Below are 15,996 nucleotides of genomic sequence, written 5' to 3' on the forward strand. Positions count from 1 at the left end.
GAGCCCTCAGGAGCCGGACGACCCCTGGAGGCCGCTGGTGAGTCGTACGGGGAAGTGCCGGCCGGTGTCCTTGCTGTGGCCGATGCCGGACGACCACTCCAGATAGCCCTTCCTGCCGGGGCCGTCGTCGTCGTTGACCAGCAGGGACAGCGCGAACACCCCGGCCGGAGGTCCGTTGAGCCCCAGGCTCTGCCAGGGCAGGACGACGTCGTAGGCGGTGGTGACGCCGGTCCTGGTCACCGCGAGCCGTTCCGTCGGGGTCGGGCCGGTGATCGCGATGCCGAAGGCGGCGAAGGTGTAGGCGGCCGGCCCGCCGGGCGTCAGCGCCAGGCCGATCTCGGTGCGTTCGGTGGAGGCGCCGGGGAGCGCGGGCGACAGGGAGAGCTGGATGGAGTCGCCGTTGTACAGGTTGCCCGCCGGGTTCTTCTGGGTGAACACGTCGTCCTGGACCATGGCCTGGAGGCGCAGCCCCGTCGCCGTCTGCGTGATCCGGACGGGGCCGCCGAGGTCGGCGGCACCGCCCCAGGCGGCGGTGTAGCGGAACCAGGTCGCGTCGGCCGCCAGGTCGATCGGCGCAACCGTGGTGGCCGTGTCGGGCTCGATCGGTCCCGCGCCGACGGACTGCCGCAGCTGGAGCGCCGGACGGCCGCGCAGCCTGACGGACACGTCGAGGTAGCCCTGCTCCCACACGCGCAGCGACGGGAGCGGGACGGCGTGCGAGACCTGCTTGCCGGGCTGCAGCGTGGTGGTGTCGTCGATCGTGCCCGACTCCTTGCCGAGCGTCCAGGTGATGCCGTCGAGCGTCACGGGGGTCCTGCGGGAGGTGTTGGACAGGGAGACGGACGCCTGCGCCCGGTAGCCGCCGTCGCGGACGAGGTCGACCCCGATGGCGGCGACCACGGGGGTGGTGACCCTGATCGTCGGCGTCGCGAGTCGTGCCACCTTCTCGTTCCCGGTCGTGGCCCAGCCGGTGACCCAGCTCGCCTTGCCGCCCGCGGGAGCGGGGAGGTCGAAGACGGTCTCGGCGGTGCCGCAGCCCTTGACCTTGACGTCGTGGCGCCGCCCGTCCAGGGTGATCGTCACCTTGGCGGGGACGGCGCGGCAGTTGCGGCCGGTGCGGTCGACGACCGCGCGCACCTCGATGCCCTCGCCGTCGGCGACGGTCGGCGACGTCTTCAGCGTGATCGCGGGCGCGGGGTCGAGGACGAGGGAGTCGACCTGGCCCCTGACGTAGACCGGGTGCTCGGTCAGGGTCACCTGGACGGCCCCGGCGTGCGGGCTCAGGCTGGCGGGCACGCCGTACTGGTCGGTGAGGGTGAGCGGCTGGGCGGTGCGCAGCGTCACGGTCCGCGGGCCGTCCGACGCCCACATGACGCGGACGAGGTCGCCCGCGGCGCTCCTGAAGGGGAAGGAGTACGTGGTCGCGTCCAGCGTGTCCCGCTCGGTGATCGTGCGTCCGGCGAGTTCGGCCGCCATCACCGCCTGCGCGACCGCGGCCGGCTTGGGCTCGGCGGCGTAGCGGGCCGTCGCGCGCCGGACCTCGAAGACGCCGAAGTTGTGCTCCTGGTTGTTCGGATCGGTTCCGTCGTCGCGGGCGTCGTACCAGTAGAGGCGGTCGGCGCCGCCGGCCAGGGAGAGCACCGCCGAGCGCACCAGGTAGTCGGCCTGCATGGCGTCGGTCGTGCCGCCCGCGGTGTGGGTCGGCCAGCCGTACTCGGTCAGCCACAGCGGGAGCGAGCGGCCGGCGGCGGCGTCGATGGCCTGGCTCAGCGACGCCATCTGCGTGTCCATGCCTTCGGGCGGCGTGGGGTGGCGGTAGGGGTGGACGGACACCGCGTCCAGCGCCTGCGCACCGCCCTGTTCGAGCACCTGGCGCACGTAGTCGGCCGAGGCGCCGGAGATCGCCGGGCCCACGAGCCGGGCTCCTTGCGGCTTGGCGTCGGCGGCGGCCTGGAGGAGCTGCGCGTAACAGGCGGGGGTCCGGCCGCACAGGCCGTCGTTGAAGTTGATGTTGAACTCGTTGTAGACCTCGGTCGCCCGGGTGTAGCTCGCGAAGTGCTGGTTGACGGCGGCCGTGAAGCGTCCGTAGGCGGCCAGTCCCTCGGGCGAGCTGGGCGTGCGGTTGCCGTCGTAGAGCGGGTTGCGGTAGGCCGAGATCGGCAGCGGCTCGATCCCGGCGGCGTGCAGGGCGGCGAATCCGGCGTCGTAGCGGTCGAAGGTGTAGACGCCCGCCTGCTTCTCGACCGCCGACCAGCCCACGTCGTTGCGTGAGTGGGTGTAGCCGATGCGCGCGATGCCGTCGATGAGCTCCTGCTCGTACCCGTGCAGGCCGACCCCGAACGGCGAGCCGGCCGCTTCGGCGGGCATCGGCGGCACGATGCCGAAGCTCGTGCTCAGCGTCCCGGAGGTGAAGGTGTAGAAGCCGTTGGGCAGCGAGGCCAGGTCCACGACGCTGTTCCCGCCGGTGAAGGCGGCCGTGCCGCTCGCGACCTGCGCCCCCCGGGCGTCCTGTACGGCCCAGGGGGCGGGGGCCGGGTTCTGGGCGTCGGTGAACAGTTCCAGGGCGGCCTTGCCGGGATCGAAGAGCAGGGAGTCGTTCATGACCCCGAAGTAGGTGGAGTGTTCCTCGAAGCCGGGGTTGGCCAGCAGGTTCCGGCCGCTGCCGTCCTCGGTCATGGTCAGGTCGTCCAGCCGTACGCCGGGGGTCACGTCCTGGGAGACGATGCGCAGGGAGAAGCTGGTCTGGGTGGCCGGGGTGGTGTAGGTCCAGGAGACCTGGCGCCAGTCGTAGGCGCCCATCGGGAAGTTGAAGCGCTGGGTGCTGTCCGGGCTCAGCACCGCCTGCAGCGCGGCCGCCTTCGACAGCCCTTCCGAGGCCACCCAGGCGGTGAACCGGTAGAGCGTGCCCGGCTTGACCGGCACGGTCTGGGCGAGCTGCCCGTAGGTGTTCGGGCTGCTCGGCGTCTGGTTGACGATGCGCACCGCCGACCCGGTGTGGCCCTGCGCGGTGGCGGTGAAGGCGACCTCGGCCGAGCCGCTCCTGCTGATGGCCCACGGGTCGAAGGTGTTGGAGTACGGGAGTTTCGGGGCGGCTAACGCGGTGGTGACGAGGAGGAGCGCTGACAGTGTTTTCATCGGGTCACCCCTTGACGGCGCCGGCGCGGCCGGCGCTTCGTAGGAACTGCTTCTGGAACAGCAGGAAGAAGACCAGCGGGAGGATCACGGCGATGAACATGGCGGCGATGAGCGTGCTGGTCTCCGCGGTGGCCGAGATCTTGTAGAGGACGACGGACAGCGGCTGCAGATCGGGCGAGGGCAGCACGAGGAGCGGCCACAGGAACTCCTTCCAGGCCGACACCAGCGTGAGCAGCGAGACGACGGCGATGATCGGCCGCGACATCGGCAGCACGATGCGCCGGAACACCTCGAAGGAGTTGGCGCCGTCGACCTTGGCCGCCTCGAAGACCTCCTTCGGCAGCTCGGCGAAGAAGTTCTTCACCAGCAGCACGTTGAAGGCGTGCGCGGCGGCGGGCAGCCACACGGCCCAGTAGCTGTCGATCAGGTTGGCCCCGACGCCCGGCACGTCGATCACGGTCAGGTACAGCGACACCAGGGAGACGACTCCCGGGATGAACAGGGTGGCCATCACCGCGGCCGAGACGACCCCGGCGTACCTCGGCCGCAGGATGGCGAGGGAGTAGCCACCGGTCAGAGCGACCAGCAGGCCGAAGAACCAGTTGCCGGCCGCGATCCAGACCGTGTTGGCCAGGGCCCGGCCGATGTCCATGCCGTTCCACGCCCTGGCCAGGTTGTCCCACCGGATGCCGCTCGGCCACCAGCCGAACGGGTCGCGCAGGATGTCCTGCGAGGTCGACACCGCCGACTTGGCCAGCCAGAGGATCGGCCCGGCCGCGACGATCGCGAGGCAGGCGAGCACGGCCACGATCAGCCCGGTGAACACCACGCGGGTCGCCGGCCTGCGCCGCTCGCCGCTGGACAGGATGCCACGCTCGTTCACGAGTGCTTCCACCCCCTCGTCGCGCGCAGGTACACCGCCGACAGGGCGGTGAGGAAGACGGCGAGCATCAGGCTCAGCGCCGTCGCCTTGCCGAAGTCGCCGGCGACGAAGGCGTACTTGAAGATCAGCATGAGCAGCGTGACCGTGCTGTTGTCCGGCCCGCCGCCGGTCATGACGTAGGGCTCGGTGAACACCTGGAAGGTGCCGATGACCTGGAGGATCAGCATGAGCAGGATGACCGGGCGCAGCTGGGGCAGCGTGATGTGCCACACCCGGCGCAGCACCCCGGCGCCGTCGAGCTCGGCCGCCTCGTAGAGCTCGGGCGGCACCGACATCAGCGCGGCGACGTAGATGATCGTCGTCGTGCCGAAGCCCGCCCAGGTCGCCTGGACGACGATGCTGGGCATCGCCGTCTCGGCGCTCTGCAGCCAGGGGAACGGTCCCAGCCCGGCCCAGCCTGCCACGGTGTTGAGCAGGCCGTGCTCGCTCGGGTCGTACAGCTGCTTCCACAGCAGCACCGCCACGACCGGCGGGATGATGATCGGCACGTAGACGAGCACGCTGGCGATCGTCCGCGTCCGGCGCAGCTCCCCGATGAACACGGCGAGCAGCACCGGCACAGGGAAGCCGACGACCAGGGCCAGCGCGGTGAACCAGACGGTGTTCCAGGCGGCGGTGGCGAGCAGCGGGTCGGCGAGCACCCTGCTGAAGTTGCGCAGCCCGACCCAGGTGGGGTCGGTGACCAGGTTGGTGCGCTGGAAGCTGAGGACCAGGCTGCGCAGGATCGGCCACCACGAGAACAGCCCGAACACGATGAGCATGGGCGCGGTGAACAGGAGTTTCCCGAGGCCGCCGCGCTGGGTCCACCTACTGAGCGGCGGCATCGATCAGCGCCTGCGCGTCCGTCCGGGCCTGGGTGAGCGCCGCAGGGATGTCGGCGTCCTGCTTGGTGAGGACCTGCTGGGTGACGGCGTCGAGGAGCGCGTAGGTCTCCTGCGCGGCCACGGGCGGCTCGCCGAGGATGGGCAGTCTGCCCAGGCTGTCGAAGTAGGCCCGGTAGTTGTCTCGCTTGACGTTGACGTAGCCGGAGACCCAGGTCAGGTAGCGGTCGTAGATCTCCGGCGAGAACAGCGGCACCTCGGGCGCGCCCACGGGCAGGCCGCCCGCCTTGGAGGTCTCGGCCCACTCGACGGCGGCCTGCTGGTCGAGGAAGCGGTTCAGGTACCGGAACTTCACCCACTCCAGGGCGGCGGCCGCCTCGCTCGGGGCGGCCTTGGGGCTGACGACGGCGATGTCGCCGCCGCCCAGCGTGCCGATGCCGGCGGCCGACTGCGGGAGCGGCGCGATGCCCAGGTCGTCGCCGGGCATGTCGCGGTTGCCGACGAGGTCGCGGTAGAGGTCGGCGCCGAGGACGGTCTGCCCGATCCGCCCGGCGGCGATGGAGTTGCGCATGTCGTCCTGGCTCAGCAGGAAGTTCTTGCCCGCGGCCTGGTCGGTCCACCGGACGTCGTGCAGGAACGTCAGCGCGTCCTGCACGCCGGCCGCGTCGATCGTGGACGTGACGGTGTCGCCCTGGCGCTGCTGGATCATGCTGCCGTTGGCGTAGGCCATCGTGGTGAGGATCCAGCCGCCGGAGTTGGTCGTCGTCGCGATCGTGAAGCCGGCCGCGTCGCTCGACCTGCTGATCGCCTTGGCGTTGGCGCGCACCTCGTCCCAGGTCTTCGGCGGGGTGTCGGGGTCGAGGCCCGCCTTCTCGTACAGCGCCCGGTTGTAGATGAAGGCCATCGTGTACGCGGCCGAGACGACGCCGAAGGTGTGGCCCTCCGCGTTCTGCGTCTGCTTGGCGACGGCCGGGTTGAGCCTGGAGAGCACCGCGTCGCCCTTGACCAGGTCGGTGATGTCGCGTACCTGGCCGTTGAGGGCGAGCTGCTGGATGTTGGTGTACGGCACCTGCATCGTGGTGGGCATCGAGCCGCCGGCGACGAGGGCGGCGAACGTCTGCGGGTCGAACTTGGTCTCCTCGCCCACCACCGTGATGTTCGGGTGGAGCTTCTGGAAGGCCGTGACCTGCTTGGTGAACAGAGCGAGATTGTCGGCGTTGTCCTTGGTGGGCATGTTGCCGACGTGGATCGTCACCTTGGCGTCCGGGTCCGTCCCGGCGTCGGGACGTCCGGACGAACACGCGGTGAGAGCTATGATTCCGGTCATCGCGATACCGGCGAGCCGCCAGTTTTTGTGATAAAGCATGACGAATCCCTCTTTGCGGGCATGGTGGCGATCGAGCTCGGCGGTGTCGTGACCGCTGGGGGCTCACGCGGGCAGCAGTGGCGTGCCGGCGGATTTGGTGGCGATGGTCAACCGGTTGACCATCGCCATGGTCGTGCTGATCCTGGTACTTTGTCAAGAGTCCGGAGAAACGTGGACGTCACCTGTTGTCACCGGGAGGACAGGAACTGATGGCGCGCAAGGCCGCTACCCTCGCGGACGTCGCCGCGGCCGCCGGCGTCTCGGTGTCGCTGGTGTCGAAGGTGCTCAACAACACCGGACGCGCCTCCGAGGAGACCCGCAGGCGCATCCACGACGCCGTGGAACGCCTCGACTTCCGGGCCAACGCCCTGGCCAAGTCCTTCGCCAGAGGGCGGAGCGAGCTGGTCGGGATCATCATCGAGGACGCCTCGGAGATCTTCAGCAGCATGGTGCTGCGCGGCGCGGAACGCAGGCTGGCCGCGGCCGGGCTGGCCACGCTCGTGTGCGACGCCGCCGAGAGCGACCAGCGGCGTGCCCAGTTCGTCCGGGCGCTCGAAGCCCGTCACGTCGACGCCGTGCTGGTCATCGGGTCGGGGCCGTCGGGCCTCTACCCGTCCGTCTCCGACCGGCTGTCATGCCCCGTCGCCTACGCCTTCTGCGAGTCCGACGACCCGGCCGACGTCTCGTTCCTGCCCGACGACCACGGCGCGGGGCGGATCGCCGCCGAGCACCTGCTGTCGCTCGGCAGGACGAAGATCGCGCACATCGGCGAGGGCAGCGAGCGGGGCGCCGAGCTGCGCACGCGCGGGTTCGTGGAGACCCTGGCCGCCGCCGGGCACGCGGTGGAGCCCATCGTCGGCGACTGGTCCAAGGCGTGGGGCCTGCAGGCCGTCAACCGGCTGATCGAGGCGGGCACCGAGGTCGACGCCATCTTCTGCGCCAACGACTTCATCGCCTACGGCGCCTACGTCGGCCTGCGCGCCCACGGCCTGCGGATCCCGGAGGACGTGGCGCTGGTCGGCCACGACCACTTCTCGATGGATCCGCCGCAGCGCAGGTCGGGGTTCCTGACGACCATCGACCCCAACCTGCCCGCGCTCGGCGACGCGGCGGCGCGGCACCTGATCGCGCCGGGCACGGCGGCCGACTTCGCGCCGAAGCTCGTCGTCGGCCGCACCACCGCGGGCGGTCAGGCCGCCGGCGACCTCGCCACCCTGCTGGAGTTCATCGACCAGCTGCTGTGAAGCGCAGCGTGACCAGCTGGAACGGGCGCAGCGTCAGCGACACGGCCCCCGGCTCGAACCGCGCGTCCGCGGGCGGCTCGACGTCGCGTTCGACCAGGTCCACGAAGCGGGCGTCCCCGACTCCCTCGACGCGCACGGGCGCCCTGGTCCCCTCCGACTCGTACAGGCGCACGATCACGTCGCCGCTGCGGTCCTCGGCGAGCTTGACCGCCTCCACGATCACGGCCGGGTGCGAGACCCGCACCAGCGGCTCGACCTCCCGCCCCCCGCGCACGGCACGCGCCGGCACGTTCGCGCGGTACCCCTCGGCGACGGCCTCGCGGATGCCGGCGTTCGGCCTGATCGAGTAGGCGATCGTGTGCCTGCCCAGGTCGGATCCGGGATCGGGGAACATCGGCCCGCGCAGCATGGACAGGCCGACGGTCGTGGTCGTGCCGCCGTCCTGGCGGGTGTCGCGCACCACGTCGTGGCCGTACGTCGACTCGTTGGCGATGGCCACGCCGTACCCGGGCTCGCCGACGTGGATCCAGCGGTGCGCGCACACCTCGAAGCGGGCGGCGTCCCAGGAGGTGTTGGTGTGCGTGGGCCGGTACACGTGTCCGAACTGGGTCTCGGCGGCGAACCTGTCGGCGTGCACGTCCAGCGGAAAGACGAGCTTGAGCAAGGCGTGGCGCTCGTGCCAGTCCACCTCGGCGACCAGGTCGAGCGCGGCCGATCCCGGGCGCAGCCGCAGCGTCTGCCTGATCGTCGAGTCGCCGAAGCGGCGGGTCACGACGACCTCCCCGTCGCCGGTCTCCAGGCTCTCGACCTCGTCGACGTCGCGGGCGACGCGCCGGTAGTGCTCGTCGATGTCCCAGGCGTCCCACTCGTTGGGGATGTCGCGGTGCAGCACCAGGCGATGGCCGGCCGCGCCCGGCGCGATCGCCTCGCGGCCGGTCCCGGCGTCGCGCAGCGACACCAGGTGACCCCGGCGGTCGATCACCGCCCGCACGAGCCCGTTGTCGAGCACGAACCCGGCGTCCTCCGCGGTGAGTGAGACCCCCGCCGGGTGCGTGGCGCGCTCGCGGATGCCGAGCCCGTCCGTGGCGAGCTCCAGGTCGCCGTCGCCGACGAGGGCGCGTACGCTTTCGTCGATCACCCGGTCCAGCCGCTCCAGCAGGTCGGCGTTGTTCTGCTCGACCTCGTCGTGCACCCAGGCGATCGAGGTGCCGGGCAGCACGTCGTGGAACTGCTGCAGCAGCACGGTGTGCCAGCTGTCGGTCAGCTCGTCGTAGGGGTAGGCGGCGCCCTCGCGGACGGCGGCGGTCGCGGCCCACAGCTCGGCCTCGCGCAGCAGGTGCTCGTTGCGGCGGTTGCCCTGCTTGGTCAGGTGCTGGCTGGTCAGGGTCCCGCGGTGCAGTTCGAGATAGAGCTCGCCCGACCACACCGGCGGGTTCTCGTACTCGGCCTCGGCGCGTTCGAAGAAGGCCTGGGGCGAGTCGATCGTCACCGCCGGCGAGCCTTCCAGTGACCTGAGCCGCTCGGCGGCGGCGAGCATCTCGCGGGTCGGGCCGCCGCCGCCGTCGCCCCAGCCGAACGGCACGAGCGAGGTCCCGGCCACGCCCTTCTCCTTGTAGCTGCGCGCGGCGTGGGCGAGCTCGGCGCCGGACAGCTCGGAGATGTAGGTGTCGGCGGGCGGGAAGTGGGTGAAGATCCGGGTGCCGTCGATGCCCTCCCACAGGAAGGTGCTGTGCGGGATCTGGTTGACCTGGTTCCAGGAGATCTTCTGGGTGAGGAACCAGCGGCTGCCCGAGGCGGCGATGATCTGCGGCAGCGCGGCCGAGTAGCCGAAGGTGTCCGGCACCCAGGCCTCCAGCGTGTCCACGCCGAACTCCTTCAGGAAGAACTGCTTGCCGTACAGGAACTGGCGGGCCAGCGACTCGCCGCCGGGCATGTTGATGTCGGGTTCGACCCACATGCCGCCGACCGGGATGAACTGCCCGGCGGCCACCTTCTTCCTGATGCGCTCGAACAGCGCCGGGTAGTGCTGCTTCACCCAGGCCAGCTGCTGGGCGGAGGAGCAGGCGAAGCGGTACTCGGGGTGCTCGTCCATGAGGGTCACCGCGCTGGCGAACGTGCGCGCGCACTTGCGGATCGTCTCGCGCACCGGCCACAGCCAGGCCGTGTCGATGTGGGCGTGCCCGACGGCGACGATCCGGTGGCTGCTGGCCGCGGCGGGGCTGGCCAGCACGTCGGCCAGCGCCGCGCGTCCCGCCGCCGCGGTCGCCGACACGGCGGCGGGGTCGACGGCGTCGAGCATCCGCTCCAGCGCCCGCAGGATCTCCCACCGGCGCGCCGAGTCGGGGCTCAGCTCGCGCATCAGCCCGTCCAGCGTCCAGATGTCCTGCGCCAGCTCCCACACCCCGATGTCCAGCAGCGCCACGTCGAACGCTCTGGCGGTGTACAACGGCCCGCCGCCCGCCGTCGCCCGGTCGCCCAGCGTCGTCGGCTCGTAGGTGTTCTCGCCGGCGAGCTCCGGGTTCGCCGCCGCCTCGACGTACAGGTCGACGTACGGCTCGGCCGGGTCCCACGGCAGGTGGGAGCTGCGCGGCGCCACGGCCTTGATGAGCGTGCCGTCGGGCAGGTAGCCGAGCCCTTCGGCCTGGAACCCGGGACGCGGCCCGGAGAAGCCCAGGTCGACGACGATCTCCAGCCGGGTGCCGGGGGGAATCTCCTCCGGCGTCCGGCCGGTCACGTGGAACCAGGTCGTGCCCCACGGGTCGCCCCACCGGTGCGGCAGCGTGACCGGCTGGTAGCCGGCCGCGAACGCCGCCTGGGCGGGCACCGGCTCGCCGGGCACGTTCCACGCCTCCACGGTGAGGGGCCGTCGTTCCCGGTAGAGGGCGCCGGGCAGGAACTGCTGGACGAAACGCGCCAGCCGTCCCTCGACGATCAAACGGTTGTCATGCACGATGCACTCTCTCCAAAGTCAGGTTTCGAAGACCCGCACGGCGACGATCATGGCTCGCTCGTCGCCGTTGGTCGCCGTGACGACGACCCGCAGGGCGCCCGCCCGCGTGGCGGGGTCAAGCACGTGGACCCGGCGGCGCATGCGGTTGCCGGTGACGGACACGGCCGTCTCCCAGCCGCCCGTACGCGCCACCTCGATCCGGTAGTCCTTCACCAGTTCCGGCATGACGAGGTACGGCGTGCGATGGTGATGCAGGTTGACCAGGTCCTCGTCGACGTCGTCGTTGAAGATCAGCTCCACCCGGCCGATCGCCCGCTCCCCGCTCCAGCGCAGCTCGACGTGCTGCTCGCCGCCGCCTTCGGAGACCCACAGGTTCGGCCCGTCGTAGGGCCTGGCGAGCCCGCCCGCGACCTGCTCGGGCCGGTAGGCCGCGGTCGCGGGCTCGACCTCGAACCGCGGCGTGCGCCTGCGCAGCTCGAAGGCCGACCACGCGTTGCTCTGCGGCTTGCCGGTGTCGAGCGCCGGTTCCCTGCTGAGCAGCCCGAGGACGCCGTACGGCGGGCGGTCCGCGCCGACCAGGACGGCGAGGTCGGCGTTCCGCCGGACGACCACGACCACCTCGCCCCCGTCGAAGGGCACGTCGTCGAAGCGGGCCTCCAGCCGGCCGCGCCCGGCCTCCACCCGGACCTCGCGCCGGGCGAGCGGTTCCACGGGGATGTGGTTCAGCCCGCCGCCCGTGCCCCACAGCTCGACCGTCGCGGTGGTGGCGCGGGCGGCGTCGACGCCGATCCGCACGACGTCGATCCGCGGGTCGGCGGGCAGCAGCAGCCCGAAGTCGGCCTCGCCGATCGGGAGCGGTTCCGGCTCGCCGCCTCCGTCGCCCGCCAGGCGGGTGAGCGTGGACGACGCCGTCACCGTGGCCTTGAGCGCCAGGTCGGACGGGTCCTGCCAGGGCACGCCCAGCAGGGAGGCGTCCTGCCGCAGGAGCATCGACTGCAACTCGCCCAGGTGCGAGGTCGCGATCTCGCGCGGCGTCACGCCCCTGCGCACGGCGAGCGCGGCCCCCGCGCCCGCGGCCTCCCCCACGACGGCGCAGGTGGCCATCACGCGGGTGCTGCCGAAGGCGACGTGGCTGGCCGAGATGTCGCGGCCCGCCAGCATCAGGTTGCGGACGTTGGCGGAGTACAGGCAGCGGAACGGGATGTCGTACAGGCCGGGGCCGAACAGGTGCTTGGAGGGGCTGTCGGCGGCGTAGATGCCGCCCGGCGGGTGCAGGTCGATGGACCAGCCGCCGAAGCCGACCGAGTCGGGGAAGCGGGTCTGGCCGACGATGTCCTGCTGGGTCAGGACGTGGTCGCCGAGGAAGCGGCGGTACTCGCGCTTGCCCGGCAGGCTGCCCACCCACTCCAGCGTCAGGTTGTCGGCGTCGAAGCGGCCGGAGTTCTTGATGTGGTGCCAGATGCCGAAGACGATGCCCCACAGCTCGTCGCGGATGCGCTCGTTGTCGGCGACCGCGTCGAGCTCGCCGCCCCACTCGATCCACCAGTAGTCGCAGCCGTTCATGCCGGGGTCGATGTGGCGGCGCAGCGGCAGGTCGAACGCCTCGACGTCCTTGGTGATGCCCGGCGGGACGAAACGGACCGGGCGGCCGGTGTCCTTGGTGTAGAAGAGGATCGTGCTGCCGAGCATGTTGTCGTCGGCGACGTCGGGGGCCCAATCCTCGCCGTACACGCTGCGGTCCTCCCGGCCGGTGGCGAACCTGGCGCCGGCGAGCAGGCCGACCAGGCCGTCCCCCGTGCAGTCGAGGAAGATCGGCGACTCGAACGTGATCAGCTTCTCCGAGCCGGACTGCCAGCCGGTGACCGAGCGGATCACCCGGTCCTCCTCCTCGCCGTCCGCCTCGACCTCGCGGACCTCGGTGTTGAGGAAGAGGGTGATGTTCGGCTCGGCGCGCACCAGGTCGAGGACGACGTGGTCCCACAGGATCGGGTTGCCCTCCGGGTTGCGCCACTGGTTCTCCGCGAACAGCTCGCCCATCAGGCCGGTCTCGCGGGCGAACTTCTGCGCGCCGTGCGCGGTGGCGCCCACCACCCACACCCGGATCTCGCTGCTGGAGTTGCCGCCCAGCACTCCCCTGTTGTTGATCAGGGCCACTTTCGCGCCGTTGCGGGCGGCGCTCACGGCGGCCGTGACACCGGCCAGGCCGCCGCCGACCACGGTGACATCGGCGGTGTGTGCGATCTGCATCATGATTGCCGACTTTCTTGGTCGAATCGAGCAACGCGGATCTACAATATTTCCGACGTCTTGAATAAGTCAACGACGGGTTGGCTAAGGTAGGCGCAGAGCGCGACGACGGCGAGGGGAACGGGGACCAGTGGCAGCAGCCAGGCGGGAGTCGACCACGGTCGGGAAGGCAGCCAGGCGCGAGGGCGGGCCGCCGGCCCGATCCTCGGGGCTCCGGCGCGGCTCCAATCTCGAACACGTCGCGGACTTCAACGACTCGGTCGTCCTCGACGCGATCAGGCGGGCGCGGACCGGGAGCTCGCGCGCGGAGCTGGTCGTCGAGACGGGCCTGGCCGCGCAGACCGTGTCGGACGTCTGCCAGCGGCTGCTCGACCAGGGGCTCATCGCGGAGACCGGCACGTCCACGACCGGGTTCGGCCGGCCGCGCCGCACCCTTGAGCTGGTGCCTGCCAGCCGCTACGCGCTCGGCGTGCACATCGACCCGGCCACGATCACGTACGTGCTGCTCGACCTCGGCGGCAACCTTGTGGCCCACTTCAGCAGGCAGACCGCCAGCCCCCAGGACGCCGACGCCATCATGACCGGCATGGCCGCGGCCCTCGACGTCCTGCTCGCCGGATCCGGCGTCGAGCGCGACCGGGTGCTCGGCCTCGGCATCGCGGCGCCCGGCCCCCTCGACATCGCGGGCGGGGCCATGGTCGACCCGCCGCACCTGCCCGGCTGGCACCGCGTCGAGCTCGTCGACCGGCTGCACCGGGCGACCGGGCTGCCCATCGTGCTCGACAAGGACGTCACCGCCGCCGCGGTGGCCGAGCGCTGGGCCGGCGGCGCGACGGGCAACAGCGACTTCGTCTTCCTCTACCTGGGCACCGGCGTCGGGGTGGGGCTGGTCAGCGGCGACATCGTGATACGCGGCCGGTCCAGCAACGCCGGCGACATCGGGCACCTGATCGTCGACGCCGACGGGCCGCCCTGCGAATGCGGGCAGCGCGGCTGCCTGGGCACCGCGTGCTCGCCGCTGTTCCTCATCCAGGAGGCCGTCGCGGCGGGCGTCCTGCCCGCCACGCCGGAGGACGGTCAGCTCGTCCAGGCGGTCAGGCGGCTCGGCGCGCTGTGCCGGGCGGCCGACGACGGCGACGCGCGGGCGGTGGAGATCCTGCGCCGGTCCGGGCGGCGGCTCGCCCGCGCGATCCTCACCATCGGCAACCTGCTCGACACCGAGCTCGTGGTGTGCGGCGGGCCCGCGTGGGCGCCGGCCGCACACCACTACCTGCCGCTGCTCAGGTCGGCGGTGACCGAGCGGTTCGTGATGCGGGAGATCCACGACCTCGGCGTCATGGGGACCGCGCTGGGCGCCGACGTGGCCGCGATCGGCGCCGCCTGCCTGATCCTCGACGAACGCTTCTCGGCCCGCCCCTAGGTCCGCTCGGGAAGCAGGCGGGCCACGAAGCCGCCGCCCGGGGGCATGGCGGGCACCCGGAACGCCTCGCCCGCCGCGACGTCGGAGACCGCCACCGCGTCGCGGTCCGCGCCGTCGCCGACCAGGCGCCAGGTGCCGCTCAGCGGCCCGAGGCGCCCGAGGCCGAGGGTGGCCGCCGGGCGCGCGACCGGGCCGTTGATGCCCGCCAGCCACCAGGTCCCTCCCGTACGGCGGGCCAGCACGACGTGGTCGCCCGGCTCTCCCGCCAGCCCGACCGTGTCGTCCCAGGCGGCCGGCACGGCCCGCAGCACCTCGCGCACCTCCGCCGGCTGCGCCCGGTAGGACTCGGGCGAGTCCGCGAAGTGCAGCAGCCCCGACTCGTAGACCACCGCGAGCGCCAGCTCGTGGGCTGCCGTGGTCCTGCGGGGCCGCAGCGCGTCGCCGAAGGTCACCGGCGTGTAGTCCATCGGGCCGATCACGTTGCGGGTGAACGGCAGCACGGTGTTGTGCCACACGGCCTCCTCCGCGAACGCCGGCCCGAACAGGTACCACTCGGCCCCGCGTACGGCCTCCAGCGTCATCAGGTGCGGCCACGTCCGCTCCCAGCCGCGCGGGATGGTGCTGCCGTGGAAGTTGACCATCAGCCCGGCCTCGGCCGCGTCCCGCAGGATGCCGAGGTAGTGCGCGATCCCGGCCTGCTTGTCGGAGTGGAAGAAGTCGACCTTGATCCCGGCGATCCCCCAGCCCGCGATCCTGGCCAGCTCCGCCCGCCGCGTCTCGGGCAGGTGCATGAGGTCGCGCGGCCCCTCGGTCGAGTCGTTGTTCGGCCCGGCGGAGTTGTACCAGAGGAACAGGCGCACGTCCCGTTCCGCGGCGTAGCGGACCAGGTCGCGGATCTCCTGCTCGGTGTGGACGGTCCAGTTCGCGTCGACGAGCGAGTACTCCCAGCCCATCTCGCCCGCCAGGTCCACGAAGCGCCGCAGCGCGGCCAGGTCGCGCGGGCTGGCGTTTTCCGACCACCAGCTCCACGACACGCGTCCCGGCCTGATCCACGAGGTGTCGGTGATCGCGGCGGGCTCGGCCAGGTGCCACACGGTCGTGGACCCGATCAGCCCGGCCGCGGTGTCCGCGATCGCGACGAACCGCCACGGGAGCGTCCACGGCAACGCCGAGGTGGCCAGGACGTCGCCGTGCCCGAGGCCCTCGTCCGGGTCGGGGCCCAGCACGCCGTACTCCCGGCCGGCCGGGACGGGGGCCAGCCGGGTGCCGTGGAAGGTCTCGTCCAGCCCGGCCTCGGAGACGAGCAGCCACTGCCCGTTCACCTCGAACGTGGCCGGCAGGTCGTAGGAGCGCGCGCCGGTCGGGGTGCCGATGGGCACGCCGTTGGTGTAGAGGTTCTCGTGGGCGGGTCCGCCGCCGTCGGAGGGCGAGGTCGGCTGCGCCCAGGCCCGCCCTTCCGCCGCGAACGCGAAGGTCGTCAGCTCCCTGGTGACCGTGGCCGTGCCGGAGCTCTCGGGGAAGCGGTAGCGGAACGCGACGGCGTCGTCCAGGACGCGGAGGTCGAGGTCGAGGCGCGCGCCGTTGCGTCCGCGCACCGACAGCGTCGCCGCCGTGGACCGCTCGCGCAGCACGGCGCGCTTGCCGTGCGCCGCGGCGTGACCGTCCTCCCGCACCTCGGCCACGGGTTCGGCGACCAGCGTGAGCCCGTCGTGGAACGACGCGTCCCGCCGCTCGACGCCGAGCCTGGACCGCCGCAGGAGTACGACGCCGCGCCGCCGCACGTCGTAGAAGAGCCGGCCCCGGTCGTCCAGTGAGACGTCGAGCTCGACCGCGCCCTCGGGCGACTTCACGGTCCACAACACGTTGGGTT

At 71.9% G+C, this 15,996-nt stretch carries 9 protein-coding genes; 2 read left to right on the top strand and 7 right to left on the bottom strand.

Going from position 1 to position 15,996, the window contains the following annotated elements:
• Nucleotides 1-6 precede the first annotated feature (6 nt).
• Genes ACIBQ8_RS43440 through ACIBQ8_RS43455 form a run of 4 tightly spaced genes read right to left on the bottom strand, consistent with a single transcriptional unit; the run spans nucleotide 7 to nucleotide 6,226 of the window.
• Entirely contained in the window at nucleotides 7-3,135 is a 3,129-nt protein-coding gene (locus ACIBQ8_RS43440) for a glycosyl hydrolase (protein ID WP_397195056.1), read from the bottom strand.
• A gap of 4 nt (nucleotides 3,136-3,139) precedes the next feature.
• Entirely contained in the window at nucleotides 3,140-4,018 is an 879-nt protein-coding gene (locus ACIBQ8_RS43445) for a carbohydrate ABC transporter permease (RefSeq protein WP_358299433.1), read from the bottom strand.
• Nucleotides 4,015-4,902, bottom strand: a complete 888-nt coding sequence (locus tag ACIBQ8_RS43450; protein ID WP_397158481.1) for a carbohydrate ABC transporter permease — start codon at nucleotides 4,900-4,902, stop codon at nucleotides 4,015-4,017. The genes ACIBQ8_RS43445 and ACIBQ8_RS43450 overlap by 4 nt, the downstream gene beginning before the upstream one ends.
• Nucleotides 4,886-6,226: an extracellular solute-binding protein gene (locus tag ACIBQ8_RS43455; protein WP_397174359.1), complete on the bottom strand. Its 1,341-nt coding sequence runs from the start codon at nucleotides 6,224-6,226 to the stop codon at nucleotides 4,886-4,888. Before ACIBQ8_RS43455 ends, ACIBQ8_RS43450 begins: the two co-directional genes overlap by 17 nt.
• 248 nt (nucleotides 6,227-6,474) lie before the next feature.
• Between ACIBQ8_RS43455 and ACIBQ8_RS43460 the strand changes: the two genes are divergently transcribed.
• The gene (locus ACIBQ8_RS43460) at nucleotides 6,475-7,509 is read left to right on the top strand and encodes a LacI family DNA-binding transcriptional regulator (RefSeq protein WP_397195057.1); all 1,035 of its coding nucleotides are present in this window, start codon (nucleotides 6,475-6,477) and stop codon (nucleotides 7,507-7,509) included.
• On the opposite strand, the gene ACIBQ8_RS43465 is transcribed toward ACIBQ8_RS43460, so the two are convergent.
• Nucleotides 7,490-10,459: an alpha-mannosidase gene (locus ACIBQ8_RS43465; protein WP_397195058.1), complete on the bottom strand. Its 2,970-nt coding sequence runs from the start codon at nucleotides 10,457-10,459 to the stop codon at nucleotides 7,490-7,492. The genes ACIBQ8_RS43460 and ACIBQ8_RS43465 overlap by 20 nt on opposite strands.
• 18 nt (nucleotides 10,460-10,477) lie before the next feature.
• Nucleotides 10,478-12,709, bottom strand: coding sequence for an FAD-dependent oxidoreductase (locus ACIBQ8_RS43470; protein WP_397195059.1), 2,232 nt, complete (start codon nucleotides 12,707-12,709; stop codon nucleotides 10,478-10,480).
• A gap of 127 nt (nucleotides 12,710-12,836) precedes the next feature.
• Here ACIBQ8_RS43470 and ACIBQ8_RS43475 point away from each other — a divergent pair, with 127 nt between their 5' ends.
• Nucleotides 12,837-14,126, top strand: a complete 1,290-nt coding sequence (locus ACIBQ8_RS43475; protein ID WP_397174353.1) for an ROK family transcriptional regulator — start codon at nucleotides 12,837-12,839, stop codon at nucleotides 14,124-14,126.
• On the opposite strand, the gene ACIBQ8_RS43480 is transcribed toward ACIBQ8_RS43475, so the two are convergent.
• Nucleotides 14,123-15,988 carry a glycoside hydrolase family 97 catalytic domain-containing protein gene (locus ACIBQ8_RS43480; protein WP_397174352.1) on the bottom strand — a complete coding sequence of 622 codons (1,866 nt, stop codon included), beginning with the start codon at nucleotides 15,986-15,988 and terminating at the stop codon, nucleotides 14,123-14,125. The two genes, ACIBQ8_RS43475 and ACIBQ8_RS43480, sit on opposite strands and share 4 nt — an antisense overlap.
• Nucleotides 15,989-15,996 lie beyond the last annotated feature (8 nt).

The organism is Nonomuraea sp. NPDC049646 (assembly GCF_044465525.1).
In the GTDB taxonomy this organism is placed as follows: Bacteria; Actinomycetota; Actinomycetes; order Streptosporangiales; family Streptosporangiaceae; genus Nonomuraea.

Coding starts and splice junctions, on each gene's coding strand:
- ACIBQ8_RS43450 (WP_397158481.1), bottom strand. CDS start 4,902: ATGCCGCCGCTCAGTAGGTGGACCCAGCGCGGCGGCCTCGGGAAACTC.
- ACIBQ8_RS43460 (WP_397195057.1), top strand. CDS start 6,475: ATGGCGCGCAAGGCCGCTACCCTCGCGGACGTCGCCGCGGCCGCCGGC.
- ACIBQ8_RS43440 (WP_397195056.1), bottom strand. CDS start 3,135: ATGAAAACACTGTCAGCGCTCCTCCTCGTCACCACCGCGTTAGCCGCC.
- ACIBQ8_RS43455 (WP_397174359.1), bottom strand. CDS start 6,226: ATGACCGGAATCATAGCTCTCACCGCGTGTTCGTCCGGACGTCCCGAC.
- ACIBQ8_RS43470 (WP_397195059.1), bottom strand. CDS start 12,709: ATGATGCAGATCGCACACACCGCCGATGTCACCGTGGTCGGCGGCGGC.